Below are 26,319 nucleotides of genomic sequence, written 5' to 3'. Positions count from 1 at the left end.
GTTGCCATAGTAAGAAGAAATGGTAGTTTCTAGTTATCAAAAAAAGGAACTACCAATATGAAGTATTACATAGAAGAACAAGCATGGGAAGTAATTGCATCATTTTTTAATGAAAGAAATGGTATACACAACAAGAATGAAGAAAAAATGAGACATTTTATTGAAGCAATATGGTTTATTGTTAGAACAGGTTGCCAATGGCGTCTTCTAGCTGATAATTATGGTTGTTGGTACAGTATTTATCGCAGATTTAAGAGATGGGTTGACAAAGGTATATGGGAGGATTTATACCAATTGTAATAATTAACACGGTATATTTATCCAATCTCTATACATAATTGATTTTACTCAATCTACATTATGAGCAAGTTGATTCCAAGCGTAACAAGCCATAGTAACGATATCTTCATATACACCATAACATTGGTTAGACAAGAAATGATTTTTAATCCATTCCCAAACTTGTTCCATTGCATTAAGTTCCGGTGCATAGGGCGGAAGCGGTATCAAAGTGATATTGCTTGGCACAGTTAGTTTTTTGGCTGTGTGCCAACCTGCATTATCCGTTAGTAAAGCTATATGTCGGTTGCCTTGAATACTGTGAGAAAGCTCTTCTAAGAATTTATTCATTGCCTGTGTGTTTGCATATGGTAAAATTAATGCACAAGCTTCTCCTGTCTCATGGCAAGCAGCTCCGTAAATATATGTTGAAATAAATTGCTGTTGCCGAACTTTACGGGGTCTAGTGCCACGCTTAGCCCATATACGAGTTAAGCTACCTTGTTGCCCAACTCTAGTTTCATCCTGAGACCATATATCAACTTTACATCTATCGATATTTTTTGCTAATAATTTTGTTAACATGTCTGGAAAGTTTTTTTATATCTATTTTGAGTCTCTTGATTTGATTTTGGATGCATTGAACGAGCAGTAATCCAGCTAAAACCAAGGCGGTGCATAGTATTGTAGACTGTTTTTAAAGCACATTTAGCACCATATTCCTCAACTAACATGATATGTAGCTCCTTTCCAGTTATATACCCACCAGTTTTACTTTCACTGAGCGTATTGATTTTATCAAAAATAGCAGACTCTTGTATACTGTTAATCTTCCTAGGGGCACCGCTTCTTTGTGATTCAAATAATCCTTCAAAACCATGATTCCTAAATCTTCTGAGCGATGATTGCACAGTTTTCCAGTGTGACTTCACTATTTCAGATATGGCTTTAAAAGATTTGCCTAATTGAAGGTGATACATCGCCAATAAACGTATACGATTTCAACCATGCGGCTCATGTTTCATCATTTTTATAAAATCATGACCTTCAAAACCTTGCGGTAATATTAACCTAGCTATTTGAGTACCTATTTATCAGTTAAAAACCCATTTTATAACACCGTGTTCATTATTGCAATTAGTATAATTTTAGCATTAATCTTAGTAGTAGGTCCATGTAGTTCTAGTACTTCTATATTTTCATAAGCCTCAGATGCTAGAAATGTTATAATACAGGTGTTGATTTTTTAGTAACGAGCCTTGACGCGATTAGATATATAAGATATAATTATATACTAAATTTCTTTTATAAGATATTAGTGCTAACTATATTTAGTGATATAATATACAAATTAACAAAAAGCAATAGTAGAAAATGTTTAATCGAATATATACTCAGGTTCTAAGAAAATCCCCTTGGGGAGATTCTGAAGAGGAAGAAAAAAGTGAATATAATATATTTACTAGGCCAAGGAAAAAAAATAAGTTTAACCTTCATGATTTCTATAATAAGTTTGGCTTCAACAATAACATAATGGTGTTAGTTTTGTTGTCGTTAGTTGCTGTTTGGTTTGCCTCCGGAGTTTATGAAGTTAAGGAAGGAGAAGAAGCTGCAGTAATGAGGTTTGGTAAGTTTGTCCGTAAAGGATTCCCTGGTTTGAATTATCACCTTCCATTACCGTTTGAACAGGTAGTAGTTGAGAAGGTAAACCAGTCTCGTAGAATTGAGATCGGCTATAGATCAACAAGTAGCCTTAGGTCTAATGTGGACAACACCAAAGCTGTGGCTGCTGAAAGTACTATGCTTACTGGCGATGAGAATATTGTTGCACTAAATTGTGATATAATGTGGCATATTACTGATTTAGAAAAATATATTTTTAATATTGTTAATCCAGAAGATTCTGTAAAAACAGCTGCTGAAAGTGCTATAAGAGAAGTTATAGGCAATACTCCTATCTCTTCGATATTATCAGACCAAAAACAAGAAATCACTAATAAGATTGAAGCTTTAACACAGAAAATCCTTGATCATTATAATGCTGGTGTTGGTATTGAGAAAGTGCAGTTACTAAAAGCTGAGCCGCCAGCTGAAGTAATTGATGCTTATAGGGATGTACAAACTTCTAAAGCCGATAAAGAACGTGAGATAAATCAAGCACAATCCTATAATAATGATATTTTACCTAAAGCTAGAGGGCAGGCAGCTAAAATTGTCCAAGAAGCAGAAGGTTACAGACAAGAGGTTATCTCAAGAGCTGAAGGAGACAGCAAAAGGTTTGCTGCTGTATATACACAATATGTTGCTAATAAGTCAATAACTAAGGATCGCCTTTACTTAGAAGCTATAGAAAATATTCTAATGGATACCAGCAAAGTTATTATGGGTACTAATGGCGTTTTGCCGCATATGGCAATTCAGCAAAATAAAATTAAGGAGTAGTGCTGGATGAAGACAATTTATTATATAAGTTTCGTAGTGTTCGGATTATTATTATCAGTTACCAGTGCTTTATTTACTGTTGATCAACGCCATTCCGCTGTGGTATTTCAATTTGGTGAAGCAATGAGAACCATTGAAAGTCCAGGATTAAATATAAAGATTCCATTTATTCAAAATGTTGAATTTTTTGATAAACGTATCTTAAATGTAGAGGCGGAAGCAAAAGAGCTAACTGCTTCTGATGGAAAAAGGGTAATCGTAGATGCTTTTGCCAAATTTCGTATTGTTGATCCTGTGATGTTTTACAAAACTGTACATAACTACCAAGGTGTTAAAATTAGACTTAATAAAAACCTAGAATCTTCAATGAGAAAGGTTATAGGTAGATTACCTTTGACTAGTCTTCTTACAAGTGCAAGGTCTGACATAATGTCAAATATCTTAAACCAGGTTAATGAGGAAGCAAAGAATTTTGGACTTGATGTAATTGACGTTAGAATCTTAAGAGCTGATTTACCGAAAGAGAATAGTGCAGCAATTTATCGCCGCATGCAAACTGCTCGTGAAAAAGAAGCTACCCAAATAAGAGCTGAAGGACAAGAAGAAGGGGCTCGTATAAGATCAAGAGCTGACAAAGAAAGTAAAATATTACTTGCTGAAGCTTATATGCAATCTCAAATCATAAAAGGTGATGGTGATATGGAGGCAGCTAAGATATATAATCTTGCTTATTCTGTTGATCCAGAATTCTATAAATTTTATAGATCCTTAGAAGTATATAAAAATTCTTTAAAGAAAGATGATACTTCTTTTGTGTTGTCTCCGGAAGCAGAGCTATTTAAATATCTAAAGTTGGGTAAATAGAATGACATTGAGAGAGTAAAAATGATTAGTAATTGGGTGATGATATGGTCCAAAATATTCGTAAGTTTAACAATTTACTAAGGTATTTAATTGTCACTTTTCTGATGACTATGTGGTTGGCATCTTCTGTTTTTGCTGAAAATATCCAGCCAAGCAAAATTACTCCTGAGGAATCTAATAATTTACAGTCAGTGCCAATAAAGATACCTGAATCCCATAATTATAGTTTTGCAGACATTGTTGAGCCACTTATTCCAGCTGTGGTAAATGTGTATACAGTACAATATAACCAAAAATTAGAGGATTCTCATAAAAAATCTTTTGAGCGTTTTCCATTCGATCATTTTAATGAACTTTTGGAGCGTTTTAATCTACCTTTTGATTTTGATGAGATGTATTCAAATCCTAAATCTGTTCCCCTTGGCTCTGGTTTTATTATAGATCCTACAGGTTTTATTGTTACCAACCATCATGTAGTTGCAAATGCAGATGAGATTCACATAAAATTAACGAATAATAGGGAGCTATCAGCCAAATTGGTAGGTAGTGACAAAAAAACTGATCTTGCTCTTTTAAAAATTGAGATCGAAACTCCTTTGCCTTTTGTAAAATTCGGTGATTCCAGTAAAGCTAGGGTAGGAGATCAGGTTATTGCTATTGGTAATCCTTTTGGTAGACTTGGAGGAACAGTAACTGCTGGTATTATATCTTCAAAGGGACGTGATATTGATAACACTAACGGTATAGTAGATGATTTTATACAGACTGATGCGGCTATTAATAATGGTAATTCCGGTGGTCCAATGTTCAATATTAATGGTGAAGTTATAGGAGTCAATACAGCAATATTTTCACCTTCTGGGACTAGTATTGGTATTGGATTTGCTATTCCATCTAATACTGCTAAATCAATTATTGACCAGCTAAGGCAAAATGGAAAAATTAATCGCGGTAGGCTTGGGGTAGTAATTCAAGAATTAACTAATGAAATAGCTGAAGGGTTTGAGTTAAAAGAAGCTTCGGGAGCGTTAGTAGTGGAAGTACAAAAAGATGGTCCAGCTGATAAATTTGGTATAAAACCTGGGGATGTAATAATAGAATTTGCTGGACAACCGGTAAAAAATTCTAGGAGGCTCCAGATAATGGTTGCTGAAACTACCGTCGATCAAGAGGTAAAAATTATCGTTGTACGAAATGGCAAAAATCAAGAATTAAGTGGCAAGATTAGTAGTGAAGAGGATATAGAGCCAAAAAAAGTAAACGACAAGGTAAGCGATAAAACTTCTGATAATAAATTTTCTGTTGTAAAAAATAATGTTACTTTTAGTAATTTAACAGATAACCTTAAACGAAAATTTGCTATTAAAAGTAAAGTTGAGGGCATTATTGTAACTGATATCGCAAAAGATGGAAAAAATTATGGTTTTAAAATTGGTGATTTAGTAATAGCGAGCAATCAACAACCTATAGCTTCTATAGATCAATTAAATATATTGTATGACAATGCCCAATCTATTAAAAAGCAAAATATAATCTTGTTGGTACAGAGACGAGGTGTTTCTATGTTTACAGCCTTGCCAGTTACCAAATTTGAAAATTAGTAGTAATGAAGTCAGTATGGATAATGCTAAAATAGCAGTATTAAGTTTTTATAGTTTTACTAACCTAGAAAACCTTGAGATTTTGCTGCCAAAGATTTTACTTATTGGTAAAAACAGAAGAATTAGGGGTACTATTCTTTTAGCTCTAGAAGGATTTAATGGTTCAATTTCTGGGACAAAAGAAGATGTAAATTTTTTAGTAGATGAAATTATAAAACTTACATCTGCGGAAGATGTAAATATTAAAATAAATTATTGTGATATCCATCCCTTTCAAAAATTAAAAGTAAAGCTGAAAAAAGAAATTATTGCTATGACAGTTGGGGATCTTGATATTGCAAATCTTAAAGGAGAATATATTGAACCACAGGACTGGGACAAGTTTATTAGCCAAAATAATGTGGTATTAATAGACACTAGAAATGACTATGAAGTTTGTGTAGGTACTTTTAAAGGGGCTATAGATCCGAAGACAGAAACGTTTAAGCAATTTCCCAAATGGGTAGAGCAGAATAAAGAATTACTTGCTGGAAAAAAAGTAGCAGTGTTTTGTACTGGTGGGATTAGATGCGAGAAATCAACAGCCTATTTGAAGAAACTGGGTTTTAATGATGTGTACCATCTTAAAGGCGGTATTTTACAATATTTAGAAGTGACCCATAATCGTAATAGGTTATGGCAAGGAGAATGTTTTGTATTTGATGACAGAAGAGCTGTGGCAAGTGACTTGTCACCAGCTGAAGGACATTGGTTGGAACGTGGTGATCAATAGATATCTTTGGCAAACTCTACTTCTGTTGGTAATTTATTCATGCTCCCGGTACTCTGCTCCTCACACACAGTTGAGTATGCTGCAGGTCGAGGGTTTCGTGGCTTCTTTCAATTCTTCAGCATAAGCGAGTTTCACAAGATATCTAATAAGCTATTATAGGCAGGAGCAAATTTTAATATGAATTGTCATCACAACATAGGCTGATATCTAAGAAAATAGCCTAGAAGAATGTGTTAAATATCATAGCCCCCTGTTTACACAGGGGTGAGATAACATGGCGAGTAAGCTGCACCGAAGCAGGGATGATATTTAGTCTCTTAATTATCTTGAATAGAGTTCAACTACTAAATGTACTTCTGGTTCAAATGGGTACGGAACATCAGAAATTACTGGGATTCTGACAAACTGACCAGACAATGAATTGGAATCAAAAGTTAAATAGCTTGGTACAATGTTTCCTTGTTTGCTAGCTGTCTCGAGTATTACAGGGATTTGTTTTGCTGATTCCTTTAGCTCGATGACATCTCCTTCTTTTAGTCTTATACTTGGGATATTAACCTTTTTACCATTCACTTTAATGTGACCATGGGTAACAAATTGTCTTGCAGCAAAAATCGTTGGTGCAATATTCATTCTGTATATAACAGCGTCAAGCCTTCTTTCCAATAGGGCGATAAAATTTTCACCCGTATTGCCTTTCATTTTTTGTGCGAGAGTAAAAGTATTTCTAAATTGCTTCTCGTTAATTCTACCATAATGGCATTTAAGTTTTTGTTTAGCCTTCAAATGTAGACCATAATCAGAAGTTTTAACCATACTATTCTGACCATGTTGACCAGGACGATAATTTCTTGTATTGAAGGCATCTTTACTATCGCCCCACAGGCTTACACCAAGTCTTCTGCTAGCCTTATATTTAGAATTAATAATTTTTGTCACGCTCTATGTCTCATAATTTTGATATCATACTGACGTCATTATGACGTTAATTTAAGTATACTCTTCTGCTTTGAAAATATCATGGATTCGCATGCATAACTATACTATTGTACGTTCCGCTTACTTACCATTCATTTTCAAATCCAATTCTTCAAATTATTTGAGTATATATATTTTAAGTATATATATTTTAACAATTAAAGTCAATTCCTCATTTTTTGAAATTATGATACGCAAATTATGCAAGAGGTCTATTCTAATTCCTTGATTTTATCGGATGATTCGAGCAACTGGGCATCAATAATTTCAGATTTTGATGAAACAAGCTGATAACGCTCTATAGGATGCTGGATTGTTTTGTTACCAATATCTATGCCTAATTTTTGAATATTCCTAGCCTTAGATAAAAAATGTCGATTAAAAGAAGCGGCAAATTTATCATAATTATTGACTATATGCTGAATATTATTGCCAAGTTTCTGCGAATGCTCCGCTAACGAAGCAATAGAGGTCAATAATTTTCTTACCTCTTCTATAATTAATTTGTGATTTTCTGACCGTCTATAATCTGAAATTTGGAATTTAGCAAATGATAGCATATTCATAAGTCCTGCTGGACCAACTGGGAAAATATTGCTTTCCCAGGCCTTGTATAAAAAATTATTATCTGCAATCAGAATTTTTTCAATTGCCTGTTCAGTAGGGACAAACATCAAAGTAACTATATTACCAAAATGTTCCTTTTTATCTTGGAAACTAGCTAAAACATTTTCCGCGTAATCTTTACTATTTAAGGACTTTAAATGATTATTCATGGTTTTACTAAGATTAGAACTATCTTGCCCTAAATCTACTAAAAACTTTGAAGCTTTTGCATCTATAACCATTAAGTTACCAGAAGGTAAGAAAACTAGGGCATCTGGTCTAAGTTTTAAATTATCGGTAGTTGTCACAGAATATTGTATGATAAAGTCTAAATTAGAACGTAGACCTGATGATTTTAGAATGTTCTCAAGAGTAATTTCAGCAAGTAATCCAGCTCCAGATGGAGAAAGAAGGGATTGTTTAATAATGTCTACTGTTCCTTTAGATTGTTCGATATCCCTACTTAATGACCCAACCATGTTTATTAAACGTTCAAACTCGTTATTAAATTTGCTTGTTGCCCCCGAAATATTTTTTTCTGATAATTCCCTTGCTTCTTGATTCTCCCGTCTATGAATTTCAATTAATTGTTTAGACAATTCATTACCAAGATCAAATAAAGCATTTTTTGCCGATACATATGACTCCTGCCTTGCTTTATCTGCTTCAGCTATCAATTGATTCTGATAGTCTACTTTACTAGATAATTGCTCAATTTTTTGGATATAAGAAATTTTTTCTTGCTGCAAAATTTGATTCTGCTTATTTGCTTCTAAATAGTTATTTGATAGAAAGCCTAATTCTGCATTGAGCTTGGTTGTCTTATGATAAAACCAAACAAACAAGCTAAATAAAACAACAAGTCCGGTAGTAAGCAATAATGAAATATAACTCATTGATAAATTTACTCTTTAGTTAGTAATTTCGGAATTACCCGGTCTTCTAAAGGACCAGTTGGCATAGCTGGCTTTAATAATTTCGGAGTTAAAATGAATTTAGTCTTTTGTTCAATAGGCGAAAGAGTAACAAAATAACTATGCGGTTGCTGAATTATCCCGTATTTATCCCATTCTGGGTATAGCCTATCTAGGTTACCTTTAAATTCATGAGGACCATAAACTTCAATCTCACCAAATTTATATTTCTTCAGTGGAAATACTTCGTTAATATAAAAGAAATCATTAGGAAAGCTACGTAACGTTCTAAAATTAGCAGATATAAACATGTTGTCTTTTGGACGGAAAATAAAAATATCTATACATACCTTGTTGCATATAGTGTAAAAATCTTGATGGTAAGTTTTATAACCTAACTTGACAAAATCTGTTAGTATATCTTGTAACCTTATTTCATCAGCGTGCATTATAGCAATATCTAAGTCATCATCATAAGGTATAAGACCTTTATGCCTTGCTGCCCCAAGAAGTGTACCGCCCTCAATCCAATATTGTACGTTATGTTTAGTCAATATTTCATGAGTATCTTTCATTAATTGGTATAAGCTTAGGGCTTTATTTTCACTAATTGTATATTTCTGTACTTGTTGGTCGGTAGGAGTTACATATCTCCATTGGTGATCATAAAACTCTACATAGCCTAGATACAAACCATAAACAATTATAATTATTCCAGCTATTTTAAAGAAAAAGTTATTAGTTTTTTTACGATTTTTGTGCATATATATTCCCATGTTTATTTTAGTAGACTTTTTTAAAGTTATAAACTATAAGTTGCTTTAGTTAGATAATTATATAATTAATGATATATGAAAGTAAAACCAGTAATTATGGATGGTGGTCTAGGAACTAGATTATGGCCATTATCACGACAGATGCAACCAAAACAATTTATAAAAATATTTAAGAATTTGAGTTTAATACACAAAACGGTACCGTCAAGTTAAGAGAAATGTAAATTAAGTATTGAGCAAATGTAGGGAATAATTTATAGATTATCAGTGACAATTGTTACCTAAATTTCAGTGCTATGTGTATTATTCAATCCCCAAAGAGACATCGTTTTCCAGTAAGCATTATTAGCCATGCAGTATGGTTATATCATCGATTCAATAATAGTTACAGAGATGTACAAGAACAAATGGCCTATCGAGGTATTATTTTAAGTCATGAGACAGTAAGATTTTGGTGCAATAAATTTGCGGTTTATTTTCAAGATGTTATCAGAAAGCGAGAGAGGAAACCAACTGATAAATGGCATTTAGATGAGATGAATATTAAGATTAAAGTCGAGGTATTGATATTATGGAGAGCTGTTGACTCTGAGGGGCATGAATTAGAAGTATTACTGCAGAAGCGTCGTAACAAAAAATCAGCTATTCGTTTTTTATCAAAATTATTGGGTCATTATCCAGCTCCAAGAGTAATTGTTACTGATAAGCTCAGAAGTTATACCAATTACAATAATTAACACGGTGTTCTAACATGAGTTTTTAACTGAAAAATAGGTACTCAAATAGCTAGGTTAATATTACCGCAAGGTTTTGAAGGTCATGATTTTATAAAAATGATGAAACATGAGCCGCATGGTCGAAATCGTATACGTTTATTGGCGATGTATCACCTTCAATTAGGCAAATCTTTTAAAGCCATATCTGAAATAGTGAAGTCACACTGGAAAACTGTGCAATCATGGCTCAGAAGATTTAGGAATCATGGTTTTGAAGGATTATTTGAATCACAAAGAAGCGGTGCCCCTAGGAAGATTAACACTATACAAGAATCTGCTCTTTTTGATAAAATCAATACGCTCAGTAAAAGTAAAACTGGTGGGTATATAACTGGAAAAGAGCTACATATCATGTTACTTGAGGAATATGGTGCTAAATGTGCTTTAAAAACAGTCTACAATACTATGCACCGCCTTGGTTTTAGCTGGATTACTTCTCGTTCAATGCATCCAAAGTCAAATCAAGAGACTCAAAATACATATAAAAAAACTTTCCAGACATGTTAACAAAATTATTACCAAAAAATATCGATAGATGTAAAGTTGATATATGGTCTCAGGATGAAACTAGAGTTGGGCAACAAGGTAGCTTAACTCATATATGGGCTAAGCGTGGCACTAGACCCCGTAAAGTTCGGCAACAGCAATTTATTTCAACATATATTTACGGAGCTGCTTGCCATGAGACAGGAGAAGCTTTTGCATTAATTTTACCATATGCAAACACACAGGCAATGAATAAATTCTTAGAAGAGCTTTCTCACAGTATTCAAGGCAACCGACATATAGCTTTACTAACGGATAATGCAGGTTGGCACACAGCCAAAAAACTAACTGTGCCAAGCAATATCACTTTGATACCGCTTCCGCCCTATGCACCGGAACTTAATGCAATGGAACAAGTTTGGGAATGGATTAAAAATCATTTCTTGTCTAACCAATGTTATGGTGTATATGAAGATATCGTTACTATGGCTTGTTACGCTTGGAATCAACTTGCTCATAATGTAGATTTAGTAAAATCAATTATGTATAGAGATTGGATAAATACACCGTGTTAATTATTGCAATTGGTATTACATTAAGCCGATTAAGCTTATGTGCCCTAAAACTGAGCATCGCACTCATAAAAGACTAAATAATCGTGTTGAGAATGCTCATCAACCAACTAGGCGCAACGAGAAGATATTAATTAAATTTAAGCATCCTAATTCAGCCCACTGTAAATTATCACTGATGGGAAAAGTCAGAAATATATTTGCCGTAAATGTTGGAAGATATAGTAAAACAGCAATTGAGCAAAGAATTGCATTTGCATCAGCTAAATCCATTTTGGACGAAGCCACTCAAAGACTTCTTGCTGCCTGAAATCTAAAAATATAGCTCTTTTTGATACTATTTTACTTAACTTGACGGTGCCATTTAATAGGTTATTAATCCTGAGTAATAATTCTTTCGGTTCGAAAGGTTTGGTCAGATAATCAGATGCACCAGATTCTAATCCCTTGATACGATCACTTGGTTGTGATAGTGCAGTTAGCATAACATATTGGTATAAGGTTTTTACTTGATCTTATAGTATGGGCAAAATCAAGCCCTGTAACATTCGGCAACATAACGTCTAGAATAATTAAGTCATAAATAGAGGATTTTAATAGTTCCTCAGCTTCTTGGACAGAAGCTGCTGTTGATACTAAAAAGTTGTTTTTATACAAAAACTGTTTTAAAAGTTTTTGTATTCGAGTATCATCATCGACTACAAGAATGTGGGGTTTTGAGCTTTGCATAAATAAATTTTCGGTGATAAGAATTACTATAGTTTAATAGTGGAACATTGACAATGACAATAATACAAGAAAATACATTAACTGAAAAGCCGTTTAAAAATCTTAATCAACTATCAGGTTATATCTGGATTAATGGTAGATTTATTGATTGGCAGGAGGCTAAGATACACGCTCTTACTCATAGTTTACATTATTCTGGTGGAGTTTTTGAAGGAGAAAAAGCCTATAATGGCAAAATCTTTAAATTAGAAGAACATACCCAACGTTTGATAAAGTCGGCAAAAAGTTTAAGTATAGAGGTACCGTATAGTTTTGAAGATATTATAACAGCTCACCAGTTACTTATAACAAAGAATAATATTAAAGATGCGTATGTTCGTCCTTTAATTTGGTATGGTAGTGAATCTCTTAATCTAACTAATGTAAATTTATCGGTTAATTTATTAATTGCTGCTGTTCCATCAACTCCTAGACCTTCTGATGATTTAAGTTTGCATATTGCACGTTGGCGGAAATGCCATCCAAACTCGTTGCCGCCGCAGTGTAAATCGTCAGGGCATTACAATATGATGATAGTATGCCAAAAAGAAGCTAAGTCTTTGGGTTATAGTGATGCAGTTCTATTAGATTGGCGAGGATTTATTGCTGAATGTACTACTACAAATATCTTTGTTGTAAAAGGAGAGCAGTTATTTACACCGATAGCTGATAGTTTTTTAAATGGCATAACGCGTCAAACAGTTATAAAACTTGCTAAAGAGTTAAATCTTGAGGTTAAGGAAGAGTACATAACTCTAGATAGGTTAGGGGAGTTTAATGAATGTTTTATGACTGGTACAGCTGCAGAAGTTAAGGGGATTAAATCGATTAACCGTGGTGATCAAAATATTATCTTTGAAGATAGTAAAATTACTAATTTGTTAAAAAAAGAATATAATAGCTTAGTACGTAAATAAATAGTGATATAATGGAACTGATGCGATGAACAATAATATATTTAAAGGGCTTATTACAGCCATTATAACCCCGTTTAAGGATAATAAATTAGATTTTGTTTCTTTGGAGAAAATACTTAACTATCAAATTGATAATAAAGTTGATGGAGTAGTGATTGCTGGTTCTACTGGTGAAGGTCCTAGCTTAAGTTTACAGGAATATCAATCTTTGTTAGAAATAGCTGTAGAAATTACTAAAAACCGTACCCAAATAATAGCAGGTTGTTCAGCTATGACTACCAGCACTGCTGTAGATATGATACAAATATGCACAAAAATTTCAGTTGATGGGTTTATGTGTAGTATTCCTTCTTACGTAAAACCCATGCAAGAAGGAATTTATTTACATTTTGAAGCTATACATAATGCTTCTATAGATAGGGCAAGTAATTTGCCCATAATGCTGTATTCAGTACCTAGTAGAACTGTGGTTGACTTTTCAGATGACACGATAGTTAGGCTCAGTAAACTACCACGTATTGTAGCTTTTAAAGATGCAGGTAATGATTTAGAACGTCCTTTGAGAATTAAGGCTGCTGTAAGCAAAGGTTTTAATTTATTGTGTGGTAATGATGAATTAGCTTTATCTTATAATGTTCATTCGGGAGTAGGGTGCGTTTCTGTTGCATCTAATGTTACGCCTAGCTTGTGCAAGAAGTTACAGGATAATTGTCGTGATGGTATTTACCAAGAAGCTCTGCAAATTCAACAGCAATTATTGCCTATATATAAGGCATTATTTGCAGAATCCAATCCAATACCGGTAAAATATGCTGTGGCAAGATTAGGGTTATGTTCTAATGAGTTACGGCTTCCTTTAACTTCAGCTGGCAAAGTCACTGAGGAGAAAATAAATAAAGCTATGGACTATGTCGGAATATAAAAAAGTAATAGCTCAAAATAAGAAGGCATATTTCAATTACTTTATTGAAGAAAAAATTGAAGCTGGCATAATATTAACTGGGAGTGAAGTTAAATCGCTACGTCAAGGCAAAACTAGTATAGAAGATAGTCATGCCGAAAATTCGGCAAACGAAGTGTTTTTGTATAATTGTCATATTGCGGAATATGACAAAGCTAACAGATTTAATCATTCTACTAGAAGGACACGTAAGTTGCTTCTTAATTCTAGTGAAATAAAGAAAATAATTGGTAAAATTCGCCTAAAAGGCTACACTCTTGTTGCTCTTTCTTTATATTTCAATAAAAAAAATAAAGTAAAAGTTGAGTTAGGCATAGCAAAAGGTAAGAAATTACATGATAAAAGACAGTCTATTAAAGAACAAGATTGGAATAGGGATCAGGGACGGATTATGCGTGCGAAGTAGGATAAAAATAATTTTTATGCGACACTCTACAGCACCTTAACTTCTTAGAGCCTAAAGCACCCATTATACTGCCATATAAACAAATAGGTAAAGTTAATGACAATAACTCCTGACTACATAATTGAAAGAAAACAAAATAAATTAAAATTAAGGCTGTGGAAGTTAGCAACAATTTTAATGTTTATAGTTTTAATTGTTGTTATGATTAAGAAATTTAATTTGCCAAGTTCTGAATATGTAACTACTAATAGTAACTATATAGCTGCAGTTTCAATAGAAGATATAATTTTTGAGGATACAAAACGTGATAAAAGATTGGAGAAAATCATTGATGATGATAAGATTAATGCTCTAATTGTTAATGTTAATTCTCCTGGTGGAACTGTGGTTGGATCAGAGAAAATTTACAATATACTCAGAAAAATATCAGCAAAAAAACCGGTAGTGATTGTTATGGGTACATTGGCAGCGAGTGGAGGATATTTGATATCATTAGGAGGGGATTACATAATTAGTCATAATGGAACGATTACTGGTTCCATTGGTGTGATTTTCCAAACTCTAGAAGTAACAGATTTAGCAAAGACACTAGGTATTACCTTCAATAATTTTAAATCTGGGGAATTAAAAGCTGCTCCTAATCCTACTGAGAAAGTTACAGAAGCTGTTCGTCAAGCTATAATGTCTAATGTACAGGATACTTATGATTATTTTATTGAACTCGTTGCTTTAAGAAGGGGATTAGCAATTGAAGAAGTTAAAAAAATAGCTGATGGTCGGATATATTCTGGTCGCCAAGCTTTGAAACTAAAACTTGTTGATGCTGTGGGTTCTGAGGATGATGCGATTAAATGGTTACAGGAAGTCAAAAAAATTGATAAAGATTTGAAGGTAAAAGAATTTAAAATAAAACCGAAATCAAAATTTCTTGAAATTATTATGGAGGATTTTGATAGTGTTTTACCAAGTTTTTTTAAAAATAAATTTCAAGGAATAAAAGCAATTTTTTAATTTATGGCAAGAAAGTCTGATTTAGTGGATAAAATATCTAAGGAACTTAATTATCTTTCTGAGGAAGATATAAAAGATTCTATAGATTTGGTATTTGATTATTTACAGTTTAGCCTCGCTGAGCAAAATCGTATTGAAATTAGAGGCTTCGGTAGCTTCTCAATTAGGGAGTGGAAATTTCCCAATAGTGAGCGGTCATATAAAACTATCTATTATCGTGGACATCGCTAGGCTTTTGGAAAAGGGAGGGAATAATTTTTATCCCGAATTCGCGTTCTCATGTTATACTATTAGCCAAAGCCAACTTCCTAGCCTCTGCTGATTTACCAGTATAAACTATATTTTGGTAATTAAGTTTGATAGCAGTAAATAAAGCTGCGTGATCGTTTCCTACATTAACAATAATTTTTACGATTTGGGGAAATTCTTCAATTAGTTTTTTAAAAATATAATCCCACACTAGCATACCGTAATATCTCGTGCTACCACTTTTGTTAGTTAAAATAACCGGCTCATGGAATTTGGATAAGAACTCTCGTGCATCGCTTAAGTTTTCTATTGTGTAAGTTATTGGATTTGGCATATTTTGACTTTTTACTTACTCAAATTAGGCTCTTATATCTTAAAAACATGTTATAAGTAGTTATAAGAGGGTGACTTGATAGGTTCTAGACAGAAATAGTTGTTCACAGAATAAGTACCCTCTTACAAGGTTTGCTTTGAACAAATTGCAGAAGGTGCTTGAAATACAGTAGCCTTGCACAATAAGAAGAAGGAGATTATATCATGAATAAAATAATAGGTCTAGATGTAAGTAGAAAATGCCTTGATATAGAAGTAGGGTTAGTTTCATAATTATTAGCGGCACCGTCAAGTTAAGTAAAATAGTATCAACAAGAGCTATATTTTTAGATTTCAGGCAGCAAGAAGTCTTTGAGTGGCTTCGTCCCAAATGGATTTAGCTGATGCAAATGCAATTCTTTGCTCAATTGCTGTTTTACTATATCTTCCAACATTTACGGCAAATATATTTCTGACTTTTCCCATCAGTGATAATTTACAGTGGGCTGAATTAGGATGCTTAAATTTAATTAATATCTTCTCGTTGCGCCTAGTTGGTTGATGAGCATTCTCAACACGATTATTTAGTCTTTTATGAGTGCGATGCTCAGTTTTAGGGCACATAAGCTGAATCGGCTTAATGTAACTTCTGAGCTTATCAGTAACAATTACTCTTGGAGCTGGATAATGACCCAATAATTTTGATAAAAAACGAATAGCTGATTTTTTGTTACGACGCTTCTGCAGTAATACTTCTAATTCATGCCCCTCAGAGTCAACAGCTCTCCATAATATCAATACCTCGCCTTTAATCTTAATATTCATCTCATCTAAATGCCATTTATCAGTTGGTTTCCTCTCTCGCTTTCTGATAATACCAATTGCAATAATTAACACGGTGTTATAAAATGGGTTTTTAACTGATAAATAGGTACTCAAATAGCTAGGTTAATATTACCGCAAGGTTTTGAAGGTCATGATTTTATAAAAATGATGAAACATGAGCCGCATGGTCGAAATCGTATACGTTTATTGGCGATGTATCACCTTCAATTAGGCAAATCTTTTAAAGCCATATCTAAAATAGTGAAGTCACACTGGAAAACTGTGCAATCATCGCTCAGAAGATTTAGGAATCATGGTTTTGAAGGATTACTAGCTATTTGAGTACCTATTTATCAGTTAAAAACCCATTTTATAACACCGTGTTAATTATTGCAATTAGTATTACTGGAAAGGAGCTACATATCATGTTAGTTGAGGAATATGGTGCTAAATGTGCTTTAAAAACAGTCTACAATACTATGCACCGCCTTGGTTTTAGCTGGATTACTTCTCGTTCAATGCATCCAAAGTCAAATCAAGAGACTCAAAATAGATATAAAAAAACTTTCCAGACATGTTAACAAAATTATTACCAAAAAATATCGATAGATGTAAAGTTGATATATGGTCTCAGGATGAAACTAGAGTTGGGCAACAAGGTAGCTTAACTCGTATATGGGCTAAGCGTGGCACTAGACCCCGTAAAGTTCGGCAACAGCAATTTATTTCAACATATATTTACGGAGCTGCTTGCCATGAGACAGGAGAAGCTTGTGCATTAATTTTACCATATGCAAACACACAGGCAATGAATAAATTCTTAGAAGAGCTTTCTCGCAGTATTCAAGGCAACCGACATATAGCTTTACTAACGGATAATGCAGGTTGGCACACAGCCAAAAAACTAACTGTGCCAAGCAATATCACTTTGATACCGCTTCCGCCCTATGCACCGGAACTTAATGCAATGGAACAAGTTTGGGAATGGATTAAAAATCATTTCTTGTCTAACCAATGTTATGGTGTATATGAAGATATCGTTACTATGGCTTGTTACGCTTGGAATCAACTTGCTCATAATATAGATTTAGTAAAATCAATTATGTATAGAGATTGGATAAATACACCGTGTTAATTATTGTAATTGGTATCAAAGACTTCTTGCTGCCTGAAATCTAAAAATATAGCTCTTTTTGATACTATTTTACTTAACTTGACGGTGCCTATGAGAACTGTAATACAGATTTTGCTGATATTTTAATAGGTAAACTAAATGAACTAAATGGTTGTAGTACTAGTTTCACTTTTGACCATAAAGCATCAACTCTGCCAATATACTCGGTGAACTTCAAGAATTGGCGTTGTCGTGTCTAAAGATCTCCGCTGCTCACGTACTAATGTACGCTCCGCTGCTCGACTTTGACACTCCTAGCTCTTCTTGAAGTTGACCTTCATCTACCAACTCTTCATTTACGAGCAGTATATTTACTACAATAAAATAATCAAAAAATAATTGAATTAAATTCAAATTAGCTATTAGTGTTCGTATATTTATGGTTTATAATGCCATTAATTATTATAAGTAAGGGAAAATATATGCAAGAATTTGATTTAATAGTGATTGGTGGTGGTCCTGCTGGTTATACAGGAGCAATAAGAGCAGCCCAGTTGGGTATGAAGGTTGCCTGTATAGAGAAAAGGGTGACGCTTGGTGGTACTTGCCTAAATGTTGGCTGTATTCCTTCCAAGGTATTGCTAAATTTCTCTGAGAAATATCATGAAGTATTGAACCATTGTGCCGATATTGGTATTATGACCTCAGCCAAACTTGATTTACAAAAAATGATGACTAAAAAAAGTCAGATAGTATCAGACTTATGCAAAGGCATAGAAAGCTTGTTTGCAAAAAATAAAATCACTAAATTTACAGGAAGTGCCAAATTTATTTCAGCCAATCTTGTGGAGATTACTAATGGTACATCAATTGAACAGATATCGACTAAGAATATTTTAATTGCTACTGGCTCTGATATTATTGAAATGCCCAATATTGTTGTTGATGAGGAATATATAGTTTCATCAACGGGAGCTTTGAGTCTTGCTAAAGTGCCAGAAACTATGGTAGTGATTGGTGGTGGTTATATCGGTTTAGAGCTTGGTTCGGTATGGAATAGGCTTGGTTCTAAAGTAACGGTTATTGAATATGCTGGAAGTATTGTGCCAGCTTTAGATAAAGAGATTATCGGTCAATTTACCAAAATCCTGCAAAAGCAATCTATTGAATTGTGCTTAAATACCAAGGTGCTGTCTGCTGAAAAAAAAGCAGGAAAAGTTATTTTGAATATACAACAAACAGCCGATAACTCAGTGCAACAAATAACTACTGATATAGTGTTATTGGCTGTTGGTAGAAAAGCCCATACAACAGATTTAGGTTTAGATAAATTAGCTATTGAAACGGACAAACAAAATAGAATTACGGTGAATAGCCAATTCCAAACAATAATTCCGAATATTTATGCTGTCGGTGATGTAATTGCTGGTCCTATGCTTGCTCATAAAGCAGAAGAGGAAGCTGTTGCTGCCGCTGAAATTATGGCAGGCTTAGCAGGTCATGTTAATTATAATCTTATTCCAAGTGTTATCTACACTTATCCAGAAGTGGCAAGTGTTGGTTTAACAGAAGAACAATTGAAAGAAGCTAAGATTGATTACAAAGTTGGTAAATTTCCGTTTTTGGCAAATAGTCGAGCGAGAAGCACAGGCTCTACTGATGGGATGGTAAAAATATTAGCTGATAGCGTAACGGATAAAGTACTTGGAACACATATTATAGGTTCTTCAGCTGGTACTATGATTGCAGAGCTTGTAGCATTTATGGAATTTGGTGCTTCTTCAGAAGATATAGCAAGAACTTGCCACGCCCATCCTACCTTGAGTGAAGGCATAAAGGAAGCGGCTTTGGCTGTGGATAGGAGGAGTATTAATTTTTAGTAAGCTGTTTAAATAGTAATTGGTTTTTACACAACAAAACCAAATAATTTTTTGATTTCAGTAAGAGTTTTAGCAGCAGTAATTCTAGCTTTATCCGCTCCTTCATGTAGTGTAGTTATCAGATAATCTTGGTTTTTCATTAACTCTGCATATTTGGTATTAATGGGAGTTAGAGTTGTGATGATAATATCAGCTAGATCATCCTTAAATTTAGCAAAACCGGTATTTTGGTATTGATTAACTATTGTGTCAACATTACTACCAGATAAACTGCAATAAATGTTAATTAAATTGCTGATTTCCGGTCTATTCTGAGGATCATAACTAATCTCAGCTAAATGATCGGTTTTAGCTTTTTTAATTTTTTGGTAAATTTGATCCCGGCTATCATTTAAATTAATACGAGATAAATCAGATGGATCAGATTTACTCATTTTTTTACGACCATCTTTTAAACTCATTATTCTTGATGAACCTTGAATTAATGGCTCAGGTAATTTTAGGATATCTTGATTGAATTTCCTGTTGATGATAGCCGCAATATCTCTAGTAAGTTCTAAATGTTGTTTTTGATCATCGCCAACGGGTACTATATCAGCATTATATAATAATATATCAGCCGCCATCAATACTGGGTAAGACAATAATCCTAAACCAGCACTCTCCTGGTCTTTTCCTGCTTTGTCTTTAAACTGAGTCATCCGTTTAAGCCAACCAAGCGGAGTAACGCAATTTAATATCCAAGCAAGTTCAGTATGCTCCTTCACCATACTTTGGGCAAATATAGTGGTTTTCTCCTGCAAAAGTCCTGTTGCTATATACATAGCAACAGTTTGCAATATAGAAGAATTTAGCTCTATAGGTGAACGATCTATAGTAATAGAATGCAAATCAGCTAAAAAGAATAAGCAACTGTACTCATCTTGAATCGTAAGCCAATTAGATATTGAACCAAGATAGTTTCCTAAATGCAGAGTCCCGGTCACTTGACATCCGGATAGAGCTGTTTTTTTCATTTAATTTCCCCGAATAATTACTAATTATATCTATATGTAGACGCAATTTTATGCTATTGTACCCATTAATTATTAACAACTAAGATTAACCAACTATGTTTTGGCGTTTAAGAGTATTAACATTTTATGCATTACTTGCTATATTTACCATTACATTCTTCCTTATATGTTACATACCCGTGACATTTTTTAATGTCAACTATTATATACGTTACAGGATTGGAGTTATTTTCTCCTATGTATTTATTTGGCTGGCTAGAATCTTTTGTGGTTTAAAATACCAAGTTTCTGGTCTAGATAAATTGCCTTCATTTCCTTCTATAGTATTGTCTAATCACCAATCATGCTGGGAACAAATATTTGTACAATTAATTATACCTGAACATTCTTGGGTATTAAAAAAAGAGTTATTTAATATCCCATTATTCGGTTGGGGATTGGAAATGGTTAAGCCAATTGCCGTAGATCGTAATGCCAATATTTCAGTTGGTCAAATTTTAAGAGAAGGACAAGAAAAGATAAAAAGTGGTTTATGGTTGGTTATTTTCCCTGAATCTACTAGATTCAAACCAGAACAAAATGCTAAATTTAAACCCAGTGCAGCAAAATTAGCATCACTAGCAAAAGTACCGATCGTGATGATGGCTCACAATGCAGGGGTATACTGGCCAAAGGGTTTTTGGATTAAGAAACCAGGGGTAATCCAAGTAAAGATTATTGATGTTATCCCGATAGAGGAAATAGAGCAATCTGATGTTCGAGAATTGACAAGTAAGATAGAACAGGTAATCAATACTGAAAAGCAAGTATTATTTGAACAAGCTGGTACACTCAAATGATTTAAAGAATTAGATTTGAAAATGAGGGGCGAGCAAGCAGAAGAATATACTTCCGAAGGAACAGGGATGACACCCACAACTGTTGAAAGTTAAAAAACCGTCATTGCGAGGAGACCGTAGGTCGACGAAAAGCAATCCATATGACAAGCTTCATAGATTGCCACGCTCACGTACGTTCGCTCGCAATGACTCATAGGTGGGAATCTAAAAACACAAAAACACCTTAGACTTAAAGGTTTTTGAAATCCCAGCTTTCGCTGGGATGACATAATGGCGGTGACATCACCCCTAAGAACATTTTTTATTACAGCAATTCTGATTAAGCAACATGTTCAAGATCAACAACACCTGTTAAAGTTATATGACCAGGGTGAAGTCCATCTAAAACCAATTGACTTGCCTCACTCCACTCATTTGGAGGGGATTGTTCAGGAACATAACGTGTATTAAATTTCTCAAACCAAGTGGCGGTTTTATCACCACATTTTCCATCAACTTCAATACCATAACCATGGTATTTTAACTGTGTTTGAACATGAGAGACTTTTTGACCTTCATCATCTTTTCGTATTAATATCTTTTCTGCTTGTTCTTTCGTAGTAGGTATAAATTTACCAAAGCCAGCATCTGCAAGTTGTTTCCAAGGGAAGAATTTTCCCGGGTGCTACATGCCTTTCAGCAACTTCACCAAGCCCTACAAGATTCTCCTCAAGATTCAAGTTTGGGTATCTAACTGTGATATCTTTAAGTAATTCTATTAATTTATTTATTTGAGAGTCTGTAAAAGCACTTTTTGCATTATTAATAAGCATAATGCCTATACCAAAGTCATTAACCTTTTCTTGCCCTTTCCAACTACTCTTACCGGCATAAAAGGTTTTTGATTCTAAGTGATTATGGTCTTGGTATTGCTGCTCTGCTTTTTTGTTTGGTTCTATATCTATCTTGTAATGTACACTTGTTCCATTATATTGCATAGTTTCTATTGCAGAATTTAATGTTTCACAAACAGAATAGGTTAGTACCACACAACTTGCGTTCTACTCCCGATTCTCTAGGTGCAGAAAATTTACTATCATTAGTAGTGCTAACACCATTATTTTTACTCATTACAACCTCCATTAAATAATTTTAACCTAATTATATTTACGCTGAACAATAATATACAGCCAAATTGTTGAGTGTAGAATCACTAGATTGTTATATCTAGATATAACAATCTAGTACTTAATATTTGTAACATTGTATTTTTATTGAGTCAATACCTTAATCAGTTAAAATACTTACGCTCCTTAGTTACAACTTCATCTTCATTAGAGGAGGCTGTTTTGTTATTTTGCCATTTCTTTGCATATTCGCGTTTATTACCATTATTATCGCTGTTATCTTTATAAGACTCAGATTTTTGATTAGTTGTAACGTCCCGAGTAATTTCAGCATCGATATTTTTTATGGTTAATTTAGCTTTGCCTTTATTGTCGAAACCAATAAGTTTAACTTTTACTATATCCCCATGTTTTAAAACACTAGATACAGACTCAATACGTTCCTTTGAGATTTCACTAATATGGATGAATCCATCACGATTACCTAAATAATTGATAAATGCTCCAGAGTCTAATATTTTAACAACAGTTCCATTGAATATGCCGCCTATTTCAGGATCAAAAGCAATTGACTTAATTTTTTCGACAGCCATATCTAGCTTCTCTTTGCCTACAGCCGAAACAGTTACATTGCCATCGTCGCTTATGTCAATTTTAGCCGATGTCATATCACAAATTTCGCGTATTACTTTGCCACCCGGTCCTATGACGTCTCTAATTTTATCTTTATCAATTTTAAAACTTTGAATACAAGGTGCATACTGGCTAATATGGTTATTGGTTTTATTAATAGTCTTATCCATTTCTTGTAAAATATGAACAAGACCAAGCTTTGCTTGAACTAAAACATGCTTCATTATTTCAAACGTTACTCCAGATATTTTTATATCCATTTGTAATGCGGTTATGCCGTGTGTACCACCAGCTACTTTAAAATCCATATCTCCAAGATGATCTTCATCCCCCATAATATCGGATAATACTACAAACTTATCACCTTCTTTTATCAAACCCATAGCAATACCTGCTATAGGAGTTTTGATCGGTACTCCAGCATCCATAAGAGCCATGGAACTACCACAAACAGTAGCCATGGATGATGATCCATTACAGGAGGTAATTTCTGACACTACTCTAATAGAATAAGGGAACTGTTCTTTAGTTGGCAACATACGGTTAATGGCTCTCCATGCTAGTTTGCCATGACCTATCTCTCTGCGACCAGGAGCTCTTACTGGGGTTGCTTCGCCTACTGAATAAGGAGGGAAAATATAGTTAAGCATAAAACGCTCTTTATATTCCCCGTCTAAACTATCAACAATTTGTTCATCTTGACCAGTACCTAGTGTTGTAACTACTAAACTTTGTGTTTCTCCTCTAGTAAACAAGCTTGAACCATGTGTTTTTGGCAACAAAGCCACTTCACAAGCTATGTTTCTTATATCTTCCGGTTTTCTACCATCGATACGAATATTACTCTTTAATACGTTTTGCCGTAATATTTCTGATTCTACTTCTTTAAGAGCGAACTCAATCTGAGCATTAGTAAGATTATTATTAGCAATATCTTCGGCAAAATGTCGCTTAATTATATCAGAAACATGCTTTACCGCTAAGACCCTTTCTTGTTTTGATTTGATAGAAAAAGCATGCTGAATATCTTCTGATGCGATGCTTCTAATTTGTTCCTTTAAGCTAGTAGGGAATAAATCAGTAAGCTGTAATTTAGGTTTCCCAGCAATATTTACTAAGTCATTAATCAATTCAATTACAGGCTGTAATGCCTTGTGACCAAACTCAATAGCTTCCAACATTTTTTCTTCGGACAATAGATCAGCTTCAGACTCAACCATCATAACTGACGTCTTAGTGCCTGCCACTACTAAGTCTAATTTACTATCCTTTAATTGACTAAATGAAGGGTTTAATATGAATTGATCATTTATCAAACCAACTCTGCTAGCTGCTACTATATCTTGATAGGGTGCATTAGACAAAGCCAATGCAGCCGATGCTCCAATAATTGCTAATATACCCGTATTACATTCAGGATCGTATGAAAGAACAGTACAAATTACTTGTGTTTCATTAAGAAAGGCTGGGTGGAATAATGGTCTAATCGGTCTATCGATCAAGCGTGAGACTAATATTTCGTTTGCTGACCCTTTACCTTCTCTTTTAAAAAATCCTCCAGGTATTTTACCAGCAGCAAATGCCATTTCTTTGTAGTGTACAGTAAGAGGAAAGAATCCTATCCCTTCTTTTACTTCTTTGCTACTCACGGCAGTACATAATAAAACACTTCCTCCCATTTTTACCATAACTGCTCCATCAGCTTGACGAGCAATTTTACCAGTAGTTAATTCTAGTCGTTTCCCACCTAATTCTATCGTTTTTGTTATTTCTTCAAACATTCTTATTCCTTATTTAATGAACAAAAAACCCGGCTAAAATTTTGATTTTTTAACCGGGCTTTATTTTACTTTCTTATTCCTAGTTTATTAATCAACGACAAATATCTGCTTAGACTTTGCTTCTTGATATAATCCAACAATCGACGCCTACGACCAACTAACATCAATAATCCTCTTCTCGAAGAATAATCTTTGTGATTAGTTTTAAAATGCCCTGTTAAGTTATTGATTCTTTCAGTTAGAATTGCACATTGCACTTCACTAGAACCAGTATCGTTTTCTTTAGTAGCATATTCTGTAATTAATTGCTGCTTACGCTGTGCTGTAATCGACATCATTAATCTCCACGTTTATTTTTATTAGGTTAAATACTCGGAAAGAATTAAAGCAATTTTCACTCAAGCTACCAATTGCTAAGAGAGAGTCATGATACCGAATCCAAATTAATTCAATATTTTCAGGATAATCAAAATAGCATTTCTGACCATGAATGATTTTCTTAGCTTGGTCAGTAGTAGCATCAAGCACCAGGATGTCGTCCAGTACTGCTTCAATCTTTATAGCTTTTTCTGCAAGAAACTGTTTCATTTCTTGCTTTTGTATATCAAGTTCTGTTAATTTAATAGCATTGCATGCTGCAAATATTCCAACTTTAGTACGCTGTAATTCTACCACAAATCCTAAACTTTGCAAGGATAAAGTAATATCTTCTGCTAGAGTCCTTACATAAGTCCCTTTAGAGCATTCAACCTTATAGGTAGCTTGATTATTTTGGTGATTGAAATTAAGACATTCTAAATTATATATTTCAATATTTCGAGGAGTTAATTCTACTACCAAATCTTCTCGTGCTAACTTATAAGATCTAATACCGTTAACTTTTATAGCAGAAAAGGCAGGAGGACGTTGTTTTATTGTACCTATAAATTTTTTACATATATTATGGCAATCAATTGAAGTAGGAATATTATCAGTAACCTTTATTATTTTTCCTGAAGCATCTGCTGTATCAGTTTGCCTACCAAACTGTACCGTAAAAATGTAAGTTTTCTTTGCATCTACTAGAACTCGTACTAGTTTTGTTGCTTCACCAATTGCCAAAGGTAATACACCTTCAGCTTCAACATCCAAAGTCCCACAATGACCAACTTTAGCCCCTAAAAGGTTTTTCTTAATGATAGAAACAAGCTTTGCTGAGCTTATGCCTTTAGGTTTATAAATATTAAGCCAGCAATTATTAAGGTAAAACGTCATTTGTTCGGTTATTTACGAATATTGTTAGCATAAGAGTAGTTTAAATCTTAGCATAATCCTATCCTATGAAAAAAACACTGTTTTTCTTACAAAAAAGCACTTTGTATATCAAAATATATATTTTATATATAGAATGTTATGATAAAATAGAAATGATAGGCTAACTATATATTATACTAAT

32 protein-coding genes and 1 pseudogene are annotated in these 26,319 nt (G+C 33.8%); 20 read left to right on the top strand and 13 right to left on the bottom strand.

All coding sequences use genetic code 11. The annotated features are described in order from the left end of the window. Nucleotides 1-57: 57 nt before the first annotated feature. Nucleotides 58-300 carry a transposase gene (locus tag ACFE3K_RS02520; protein WP_375359234.1) on the top strand — a complete coding sequence of 81 codons (243 nt, stop codon included), beginning with the start codon at nt 58-60 and terminating at the stop codon, nt 298-300. A 48-nt stretch (nt 301-348) separates the two neighbouring features. Here ACFE3K_RS02520 and ACFE3K_RS02515 read toward each other — a convergent pair whose 3' ends face one another. Continuing rightward, nucleotides 349-864 (bottom strand): IS630 family transposase, encoded by a 516-nt coding sequence (locus ACFE3K_RS02515; protein ID WP_375359233.1) that lies wholly within the window; start codon nt 862-864, stop codon nt 349-351. Beyond that, nucleotides 858-1,259, bottom strand: coding sequence for a helix-turn-helix domain-containing protein (locus ACFE3K_RS02510; protein ID WP_375359232.1), 402 nt, complete (start codon nt 1,257-1,259; stop codon nt 858-860). Before ACFE3K_RS02510 ends, ACFE3K_RS02515 begins: the two co-directional genes overlap by 7 nt. A 394-nt stretch (nt 1,260-1,653) precedes the next feature. Between ACFE3K_RS02510 and hflK the strand changes: the two genes are divergently transcribed. The 4 genes from hflK to ACFE3K_RS02490 all read left to right on the top strand — a co-directional run bounded on the left by hflK (nt 1,654) and on the right by ACFE3K_RS02490 (nt 5,958). After that, nucleotides 1,654-2,721 (top strand): FtsH protease activity modulator HflK, encoded by a 1,068-nt coding sequence (hflK, locus tag ACFE3K_RS02505; RefSeq protein WP_375359231.1) that lies wholly within the window; start codon nt 1,654-1,656, stop codon nt 2,719-2,721. 6 nt (nt 2,722-2,727) lie between these two features. Next, nucleotides 2,728-3,585, top strand: a complete 858-nt coding sequence (gene hflC / locus ACFE3K_RS02500) for a protease modulator HflC (RefSeq protein ID WP_375359230.1) — start codon at nt 2,728-2,730, stop codon at nt 3,583-3,585. 110 nt (nt 3,586-3,695) lie between these two features. Continuing rightward, nucleotides 3,696-5,186 carry a Do family serine endopeptidase gene (locus ACFE3K_RS02495; RefSeq protein WP_375359229.1) on the top strand — a complete coding sequence of 497 codons (1,491 nt, stop codon included), beginning with the start codon at nt 3,696-3,698 and terminating at the stop codon, nt 5,184-5,186. Nucleotides 5,187-5,202: 16 nt separating this feature from the next. Next, the gene (locus tag ACFE3K_RS02490; protein WP_375359456.1) at nt 5,203-5,958 is read left to right on the top strand and encodes a rhodanese-like domain-containing protein; all 756 of its coding nucleotides are present in this window, start codon (nt 5,203-5,205) and stop codon (nt 5,956-5,958) included. Between the two features lie 321 nt (nt 5,959-6,279). On the opposite strand, the gene rpsD is transcribed toward ACFE3K_RS02490, so the two are convergent. The 3 genes from rpsD to ACFE3K_RS02475 form a co-directional block, all read right to left on the bottom strand. Beyond that, complete coding sequence (gene rpsD, locus ACFE3K_RS02485) at nt 6,280-6,897, bottom strand: 30S ribosomal protein S4 (RefSeq protein ID WP_341755185.1); 618 nt, start codon at nt 6,895-6,897, stop codon at nt 6,280-6,282. Nucleotides 6,898-7,148: 251 nt separating this feature from the next. Continuing rightward, nucleotides 7,149-8,438: a DNA recombination protein RmuC gene (locus tag ACFE3K_RS02480; protein WP_342259962.1), complete on the bottom strand. Its 1,290-nt coding sequence runs from the start codon at nt 8,436-8,438 to the stop codon at nt 7,149-7,151. A gap of 8 nt (nt 8,439-8,446) precedes the next feature. Beyond that, entirely contained in the window at nt 8,447-9,220 is a 774-nt protein-coding gene (locus ACFE3K_RS02475) for a LicD family protein (protein WP_375359228.1), read from the bottom strand. Between the two features lie 87 nt (nt 9,221-9,307). Here ACFE3K_RS02475 and ACFE3K_RS02470 point away from each other — a divergent pair, with 87 nt between their 5' ends. The 5 genes from ACFE3K_RS02470 to ACFE3K_RS02450 all read left to right on the top strand — a co-directional run bounded on the left by ACFE3K_RS02470 (nt 9,308) and on the right by ACFE3K_RS02450 (nt 11,376). Then, a complete protein-coding gene (locus ACFE3K_RS02470; protein WP_375359227.1) occupies nt 9,308-9,445 on the top strand; it encodes a sugar phosphate nucleotidyltransferase in 138 nt (45 codons plus the stop codon). 83 nt (nt 9,446-9,528) lie between these two features. Next, a complete protein-coding gene (locus ACFE3K_RS02465) occupies nt 9,529-9,969 on the top strand; it encodes an IS6 family transposase (protein WP_375359226.1) in 441 nt (146 codons plus the stop codon). Nucleotides 9,970-10,065: 96 nt separating this feature from the next. Beyond that, nucleotides 10,066-10,515, top strand: a complete 450-nt coding sequence (locus ACFE3K_RS02460) for a helix-turn-helix domain-containing protein (RefSeq protein ID WP_375358861.1) — start codon at nt 10,066-10,068, stop codon at nt 10,513-10,515. Continuing rightward, complete coding sequence (locus ACFE3K_RS02455) at nt 10,509-11,069, top strand: IS630 family transposase (RefSeq protein ID WP_375359225.1); 561 nt, start codon at nt 10,509-10,511, stop codon at nt 11,067-11,069. The genes ACFE3K_RS02460 and ACFE3K_RS02455 overlap by 7 nt, the downstream gene beginning before the upstream one ends. Before the next feature lie 37 nt (nt 11,070-11,106). Next, nucleotides 11,107-11,376 (top strand): transposase, encoded by a 270-nt coding sequence (locus tag ACFE3K_RS02450; protein ID WP_375359223.1) that lies wholly within the window; start codon nt 11,107-11,109, stop codon nt 11,374-11,376. A gap of 52 nt (nt 11,377-11,428) precedes the next feature. Here ACFE3K_RS02450 and ACFE3K_RS02445 read toward each other — a convergent pair. Further along, nucleotides 11,429-11,795 (bottom strand): annotated as a pseudogene (locus ACFE3K_RS02445) (response regulator transcription factor); the annotation flags it as partial. 53 nt (nt 11,796-11,848) lie between these two features. Here ACFE3K_RS02445 and ACFE3K_RS02440 point away from each other — a divergent pair. The 5 genes from ACFE3K_RS02440 to ACFE3K_RS02420 all read left to right on the top strand — a co-directional run bounded on the left by ACFE3K_RS02440 (nt 11,849) and on the right by ACFE3K_RS02420 (nt 15,360). Beyond that, the gene (locus ACFE3K_RS02440) at nt 11,849-12,751 is read left to right on the top strand and encodes a branched-chain amino acid transaminase (protein ID WP_375359222.1); all 903 of its coding nucleotides are present in this window, start codon (nt 11,849-11,851) and stop codon (nt 12,749-12,751) included. 25 nt (nt 12,752-12,776) lie between these two features. Beyond that, nucleotides 12,777-13,673, top strand: coding sequence for a 4-hydroxy-tetrahydrodipicolinate synthase (dapA, locus tag ACFE3K_RS02435; RefSeq protein ID WP_375359221.1), 897 nt, complete (start codon nt 12,777-12,779; stop codon nt 13,671-13,673). Beyond that, nucleotides 13,660-14,118: an SsrA-binding protein SmpB gene (gene smpB, locus ACFE3K_RS02430; protein WP_375359220.1), complete on the top strand. Its 459-nt coding sequence runs from the start codon at nt 13,660-13,662 to the stop codon at nt 14,116-14,118. The genes dapA and smpB overlap by 14 nt, the downstream gene beginning before the upstream one ends. 96 nt (nt 14,119-14,214) lie before the next feature. Further along, the gene (sppA, locus tag ACFE3K_RS02425; RefSeq protein WP_375359219.1) at nt 14,215-15,129 is read left to right on the top strand and encodes a signal peptide peptidase SppA; all 915 of its coding nucleotides are present in this window, start codon (nt 14,215-14,217) and stop codon (nt 15,127-15,129) included. A gap of 3 nt (nt 15,130-15,132) precedes the next feature. Then, nucleotides 15,133-15,360 (top strand): HU family DNA-binding protein, encoded by a 228-nt coding sequence (locus ACFE3K_RS02420; RefSeq protein WP_375359218.1) that lies wholly within the window; start codon nt 15,133-15,135, stop codon nt 15,358-15,360. A 46-nt stretch (nt 15,361-15,406) separates the two neighbouring features. On the opposite strand, the gene ACFE3K_RS02415 is transcribed toward ACFE3K_RS02420, so the two are convergent. Together ACFE3K_RS02415 and ACFE3K_RS02410 are read right to left on the bottom strand one after the other, a co-directional pair. Continuing rightward, a complete protein-coding gene (locus ACFE3K_RS02415) occupies nt 15,407-15,712 on the bottom strand; it encodes a hypothetical protein (protein ID WP_341755193.1) in 306 nt (101 codons plus the stop codon). 332 nt (nt 15,713-16,044) lie between these two features. Next, nucleotides 16,045-16,587, bottom strand: coding sequence for a transposase (locus ACFE3K_RS02410; RefSeq protein WP_375359217.1), 543 nt, complete (start codon nt 16,585-16,587; stop codon nt 16,045-16,047). Nucleotides 16,588-16,680: 93 nt separating this feature from the next. On the opposite strand from ACFE3K_RS02410, the gene ACFE3K_RS02405 reads away from it, so the two are divergent. From ACFE3K_RS02405 to lpdA, 4 genes are all read left to right on the top strand, one after another. Next, on the top strand, nt 16,681-16,857 hold the full coding sequence (locus ACFE3K_RS02405) for a helix-turn-helix domain-containing protein (protein ID WP_375359216.1): 177 nt from the start codon (nt 16,681-16,683) through the stop codon (nt 16,855-16,857). A 38-nt stretch (nt 16,858-16,895) separates the two neighbouring features. Then, nucleotides 16,896-17,096, top strand: coding sequence for a helix-turn-helix domain-containing protein (locus ACFE3K_RS02400; protein WP_375359215.1), 201 nt, complete (start codon nt 16,896-16,898; stop codon nt 17,094-17,096). Beyond that, nucleotides 17,090-17,650: an IS630 family transposase gene (locus ACFE3K_RS02395; RefSeq protein ID WP_375359214.1), complete on the top strand. Its 561-nt coding sequence runs from the start codon at nt 17,090-17,092 to the stop codon at nt 17,648-17,650. Before ACFE3K_RS02400 ends, ACFE3K_RS02395 begins: the two co-directional genes overlap by 7 nt. 461 nt (nt 17,651-18,111) lie before the next feature. Next, the gene (gene lpdA / locus ACFE3K_RS02390) at nt 18,112-19,509 is read left to right on the top strand and encodes a dihydrolipoyl dehydrogenase (protein WP_375359213.1); all 1,398 of its coding nucleotides are present in this window, start codon (nt 18,112-18,114) and stop codon (nt 19,507-19,509) included. A 26-nt stretch (nt 19,510-19,535) separates the two neighbouring features. On the opposite strand, the gene trpS is transcribed toward lpdA, so the two are convergent. Further along, complete coding sequence (gene trpS, locus ACFE3K_RS02385) at nt 19,536-20,525, bottom strand: tryptophan--tRNA ligase (RefSeq protein WP_375359212.1); 990 nt, start codon at nt 20,523-20,525, stop codon at nt 19,536-19,538. Between the two features lie 95 nt (nt 20,526-20,620). Between trpS and ACFE3K_RS02380 the strand changes: the two genes are divergently transcribed. Beyond that, nucleotides 20,621-21,364, top strand: coding sequence for a lysophospholipid acyltransferase family protein (locus tag ACFE3K_RS02380; protein ID WP_375359211.1), 744 nt, complete (start codon nt 20,621-20,623; stop codon nt 21,362-21,364). A gap of 611 nt (nt 21,365-21,975) precedes the next feature. On the opposite strand, the gene ACFE3K_RS02375 is transcribed toward ACFE3K_RS02380, so the two are convergent. The 4 genes from ACFE3K_RS02375 to truB all read right to left on the bottom strand — a co-directional run bounded on the left by ACFE3K_RS02375 (nt 21,976) and on the right by truB (nt 26,138). After that, nucleotides 21,976-22,341, bottom strand: coding sequence for an N-acetylmuramoyl-L-alanine amidase (locus ACFE3K_RS02375; protein WP_375359210.1), 366 nt, complete (start codon nt 22,339-22,341; stop codon nt 21,976-21,978). 293 nt (nt 22,342-22,634) lie between these two features. Continuing rightward, on the bottom strand, nt 22,635-24,884 hold the full coding sequence (gene pnp / locus ACFE3K_RS02370) for a polyribonucleotide nucleotidyltransferase (RefSeq protein WP_375359209.1): 2,250 nt from the start codon (nt 24,882-24,884) through the stop codon (nt 22,635-22,637). A gap of 65 nt (nt 24,885-24,949) precedes the next feature. Beyond that, complete coding sequence (gene rpsO / locus ACFE3K_RS02365; RefSeq protein WP_341747982.1) at nt 24,950-25,219, bottom strand: 30S ribosomal protein S15; 270 nt, start codon at nt 25,217-25,219, stop codon at nt 24,950-24,952. Then, nucleotides 25,197-26,138 carry a tRNA pseudouridine(55) synthase TruB gene (gene truB, locus ACFE3K_RS02360; RefSeq protein WP_341747983.1) on the bottom strand — a complete coding sequence of 314 codons (942 nt, stop codon included), beginning with the start codon at nt 26,136-26,138 and terminating at the stop codon, nt 25,197-25,199. Before truB ends, rpsO begins: the two co-directional genes overlap by 23 nt. Nucleotides 26,139-26,319 lie beyond the last annotated feature (181 nt).

Source organism: Candidatus Tisiphia endosymbiont of Neophilaenus lineatus (assembly GCF_964264975.1).
Taxonomy (GTDB): Bacteria; Pseudomonadota; Alphaproteobacteria; order Rickettsiales; family Rickettsiaceae; genus Tisiphia.
This window is presented reverse-complemented; position numbering and strand designations above follow the sequence as displayed.

What these genes read in the sequence shown, in the direction of transcription:
- ACFE3K_RS02520 (WP_375359234.1), top strand. Translation starts at nt 58, where the DNA reads ATGAAGTATTACATAGAAGAACAAGCATGGGAAGTAATTGCATCATTT.
- ACFE3K_RS02515 (WP_375359233.1), bottom strand. Translation starts at nt 864, where the DNA reads ATGTTAACAAAATTATTAGCAAAAAATATCGATAGATGTAAAGTTGAT.
- ACFE3K_RS02510 (WP_375359232.1), bottom strand. Translation starts at nt 1,259, where the DNA reads ATGTATCACCTTCAATTAGGCAAATCTTTTAAAGCCATATCTGAAATA.
- hflK (WP_375359231.1), top strand. Translation starts at nt 1,654, where the DNA reads ATGTTTAATCGAATATATACTCAGGTTCTAAGAAAATCCCCTTGGGGA.
- hflC (WP_375359230.1), top strand. Translation starts at nt 2,728, where the DNA reads ATGAAGACAATTTATTATATAAGTTTCGTAGTGTTCGGATTATTATTA.
- ACFE3K_RS02495 (WP_375359229.1), top strand. Translation starts at nt 3,696, where the DNA reads ATGTGGTTGGCATCTTCTGTTTTTGCTGAAAATATCCAGCCAAGCAAA.
- ACFE3K_RS02490 (WP_375359456.1), top strand. Translation starts at nt 5,203, where the DNA reads ATGGATAATGCTAAAATAGCAGTATTAAGTTTTTATAGTTTTACTAAC.
- ACFE3K_RS02480 (WP_342259962.1), bottom strand. Translation starts at nt 8,438, where the DNA reads ATGAGTTATATTTCATTATTGCTTACTACCGGACTTGTTGTTTTATTT.
- ACFE3K_RS02475 (WP_375359228.1), bottom strand. Translation starts at nt 9,220, where the DNA reads ATGCACAAAAATCGTAAAAAAACTAATAACTTTTTCTTTAAAATAGCT.
- ACFE3K_RS02470 (WP_375359227.1), top strand. Translation starts at nt 9,308, where the DNA reads ATGAAAGTAAAACCAGTAATTATGGATGGTGGTCTAGGAACTAGATTA.
- ACFE3K_RS02465 (WP_375359226.1), top strand. Translation starts at nt 9,529, where the DNA reads ATGTGTATTATTCAATCCCCAAAGAGACATCGTTTTCCAGTAAGCATT.
- ACFE3K_RS02460 (WP_375358861.1), top strand. Translation starts at nt 10,066, where the DNA reads ATGATGAAACATGAGCCGCATGGTCGAAATCGTATACGTTTATTGGCG.
- ACFE3K_RS02455 (WP_375359225.1), top strand. Translation starts at nt 10,509, where the DNA reads ATGTTAACAAAATTATTACCAAAAAATATCGATAGATGTAAAGTTGAT.
- ACFE3K_RS02450 (WP_375359223.1), top strand. Translation starts at nt 11,107, where the DNA reads ATGTGCCCTAAAACTGAGCATCGCACTCATAAAAGACTAAATAATCGT.
- ACFE3K_RS02440 (WP_375359222.1), top strand. Translation starts at nt 11,849, where the DNA reads ATGACAATAATACAAGAAAATACATTAACTGAAAAGCCGTTTAAAAAT.
- dapA (WP_375359221.1), top strand. Translation starts at nt 12,777, where the DNA reads ATGAACAATAATATATTTAAAGGGCTTATTACAGCCATTATAACCCCG.
- smpB (WP_375359220.1), top strand. Translation starts at nt 13,660, where the DNA reads ATGTCGGAATATAAAAAAGTAATAGCTCAAAATAAGAAGGCATATTTC.
- sppA (WP_375359219.1), top strand. Translation starts at nt 14,215, where the DNA reads ATGACAATAACTCCTGACTACATAATTGAAAGAAAACAAAATAAATTA.
- ACFE3K_RS02420 (WP_375359218.1), top strand. Translation starts at nt 15,133, where the DNA reads ATGGCAAGAAAGTCTGATTTAGTGGATAAAATATCTAAGGAACTTAAT.
- ACFE3K_RS02415 (WP_341755193.1), bottom strand. Translation starts at nt 15,712, where the DNA reads ATGCCAAATCCAATAACTTACACAATAGAAAACTTAAGCGATGCACGA.
- ACFE3K_RS02405 (WP_375359216.1), top strand. Translation starts at nt 16,681, where the DNA reads ATGATGAAACATGAGCCGCATGGTCGAAATCGTATACGTTTATTGGCG.
- ACFE3K_RS02395 (WP_375359214.1), top strand. Translation starts at nt 17,090, where the DNA reads ATGTTAACAAAATTATTACCAAAAAATATCGATAGATGTAAAGTTGAT.
- lpdA (WP_375359213.1), top strand. Translation starts at nt 18,112, where the DNA reads ATGCAAGAATTTGATTTAATAGTGATTGGTGGTGGTCCTGCTGGTTAT.
- trpS (WP_375359212.1), bottom strand. Translation starts at nt 20,525, where the DNA reads ATGAAAAAAACAGCTCTATCCGGATGTCAAGTGACCGGGACTCTGCAT.
- ACFE3K_RS02380 (WP_375359211.1), top strand. Translation starts at nt 20,621, where the DNA reads ATGTTTTGGCGTTTAAGAGTATTAACATTTTATGCATTACTTGCTATA.
- ACFE3K_RS02375 (WP_375359210.1), bottom strand. Translation starts at nt 22,341, where the DNA reads ATGCAATATAATGGAACAAGTGTACATTACAAGATAGATATAGAACCA.
- pnp (WP_375359209.1), bottom strand. Translation starts at nt 24,884, where the DNA reads ATGTTTGAAGAAATAACAAAAACGATAGAATTAGGTGGGAAACGACTA.
- rpsO (WP_341747982.1), bottom strand. Translation starts at nt 25,219, where the DNA reads ATGTCGATTACAGCACAGCGTAAGCAGCAATTAATTACAGAATATGCT.
- truB (WP_341747983.1), bottom strand. Translation starts at nt 26,138, where the DNA reads ATGACGTTTTACCTTAATAATTGCTGGCTTAATATTTATAAACCTAAA.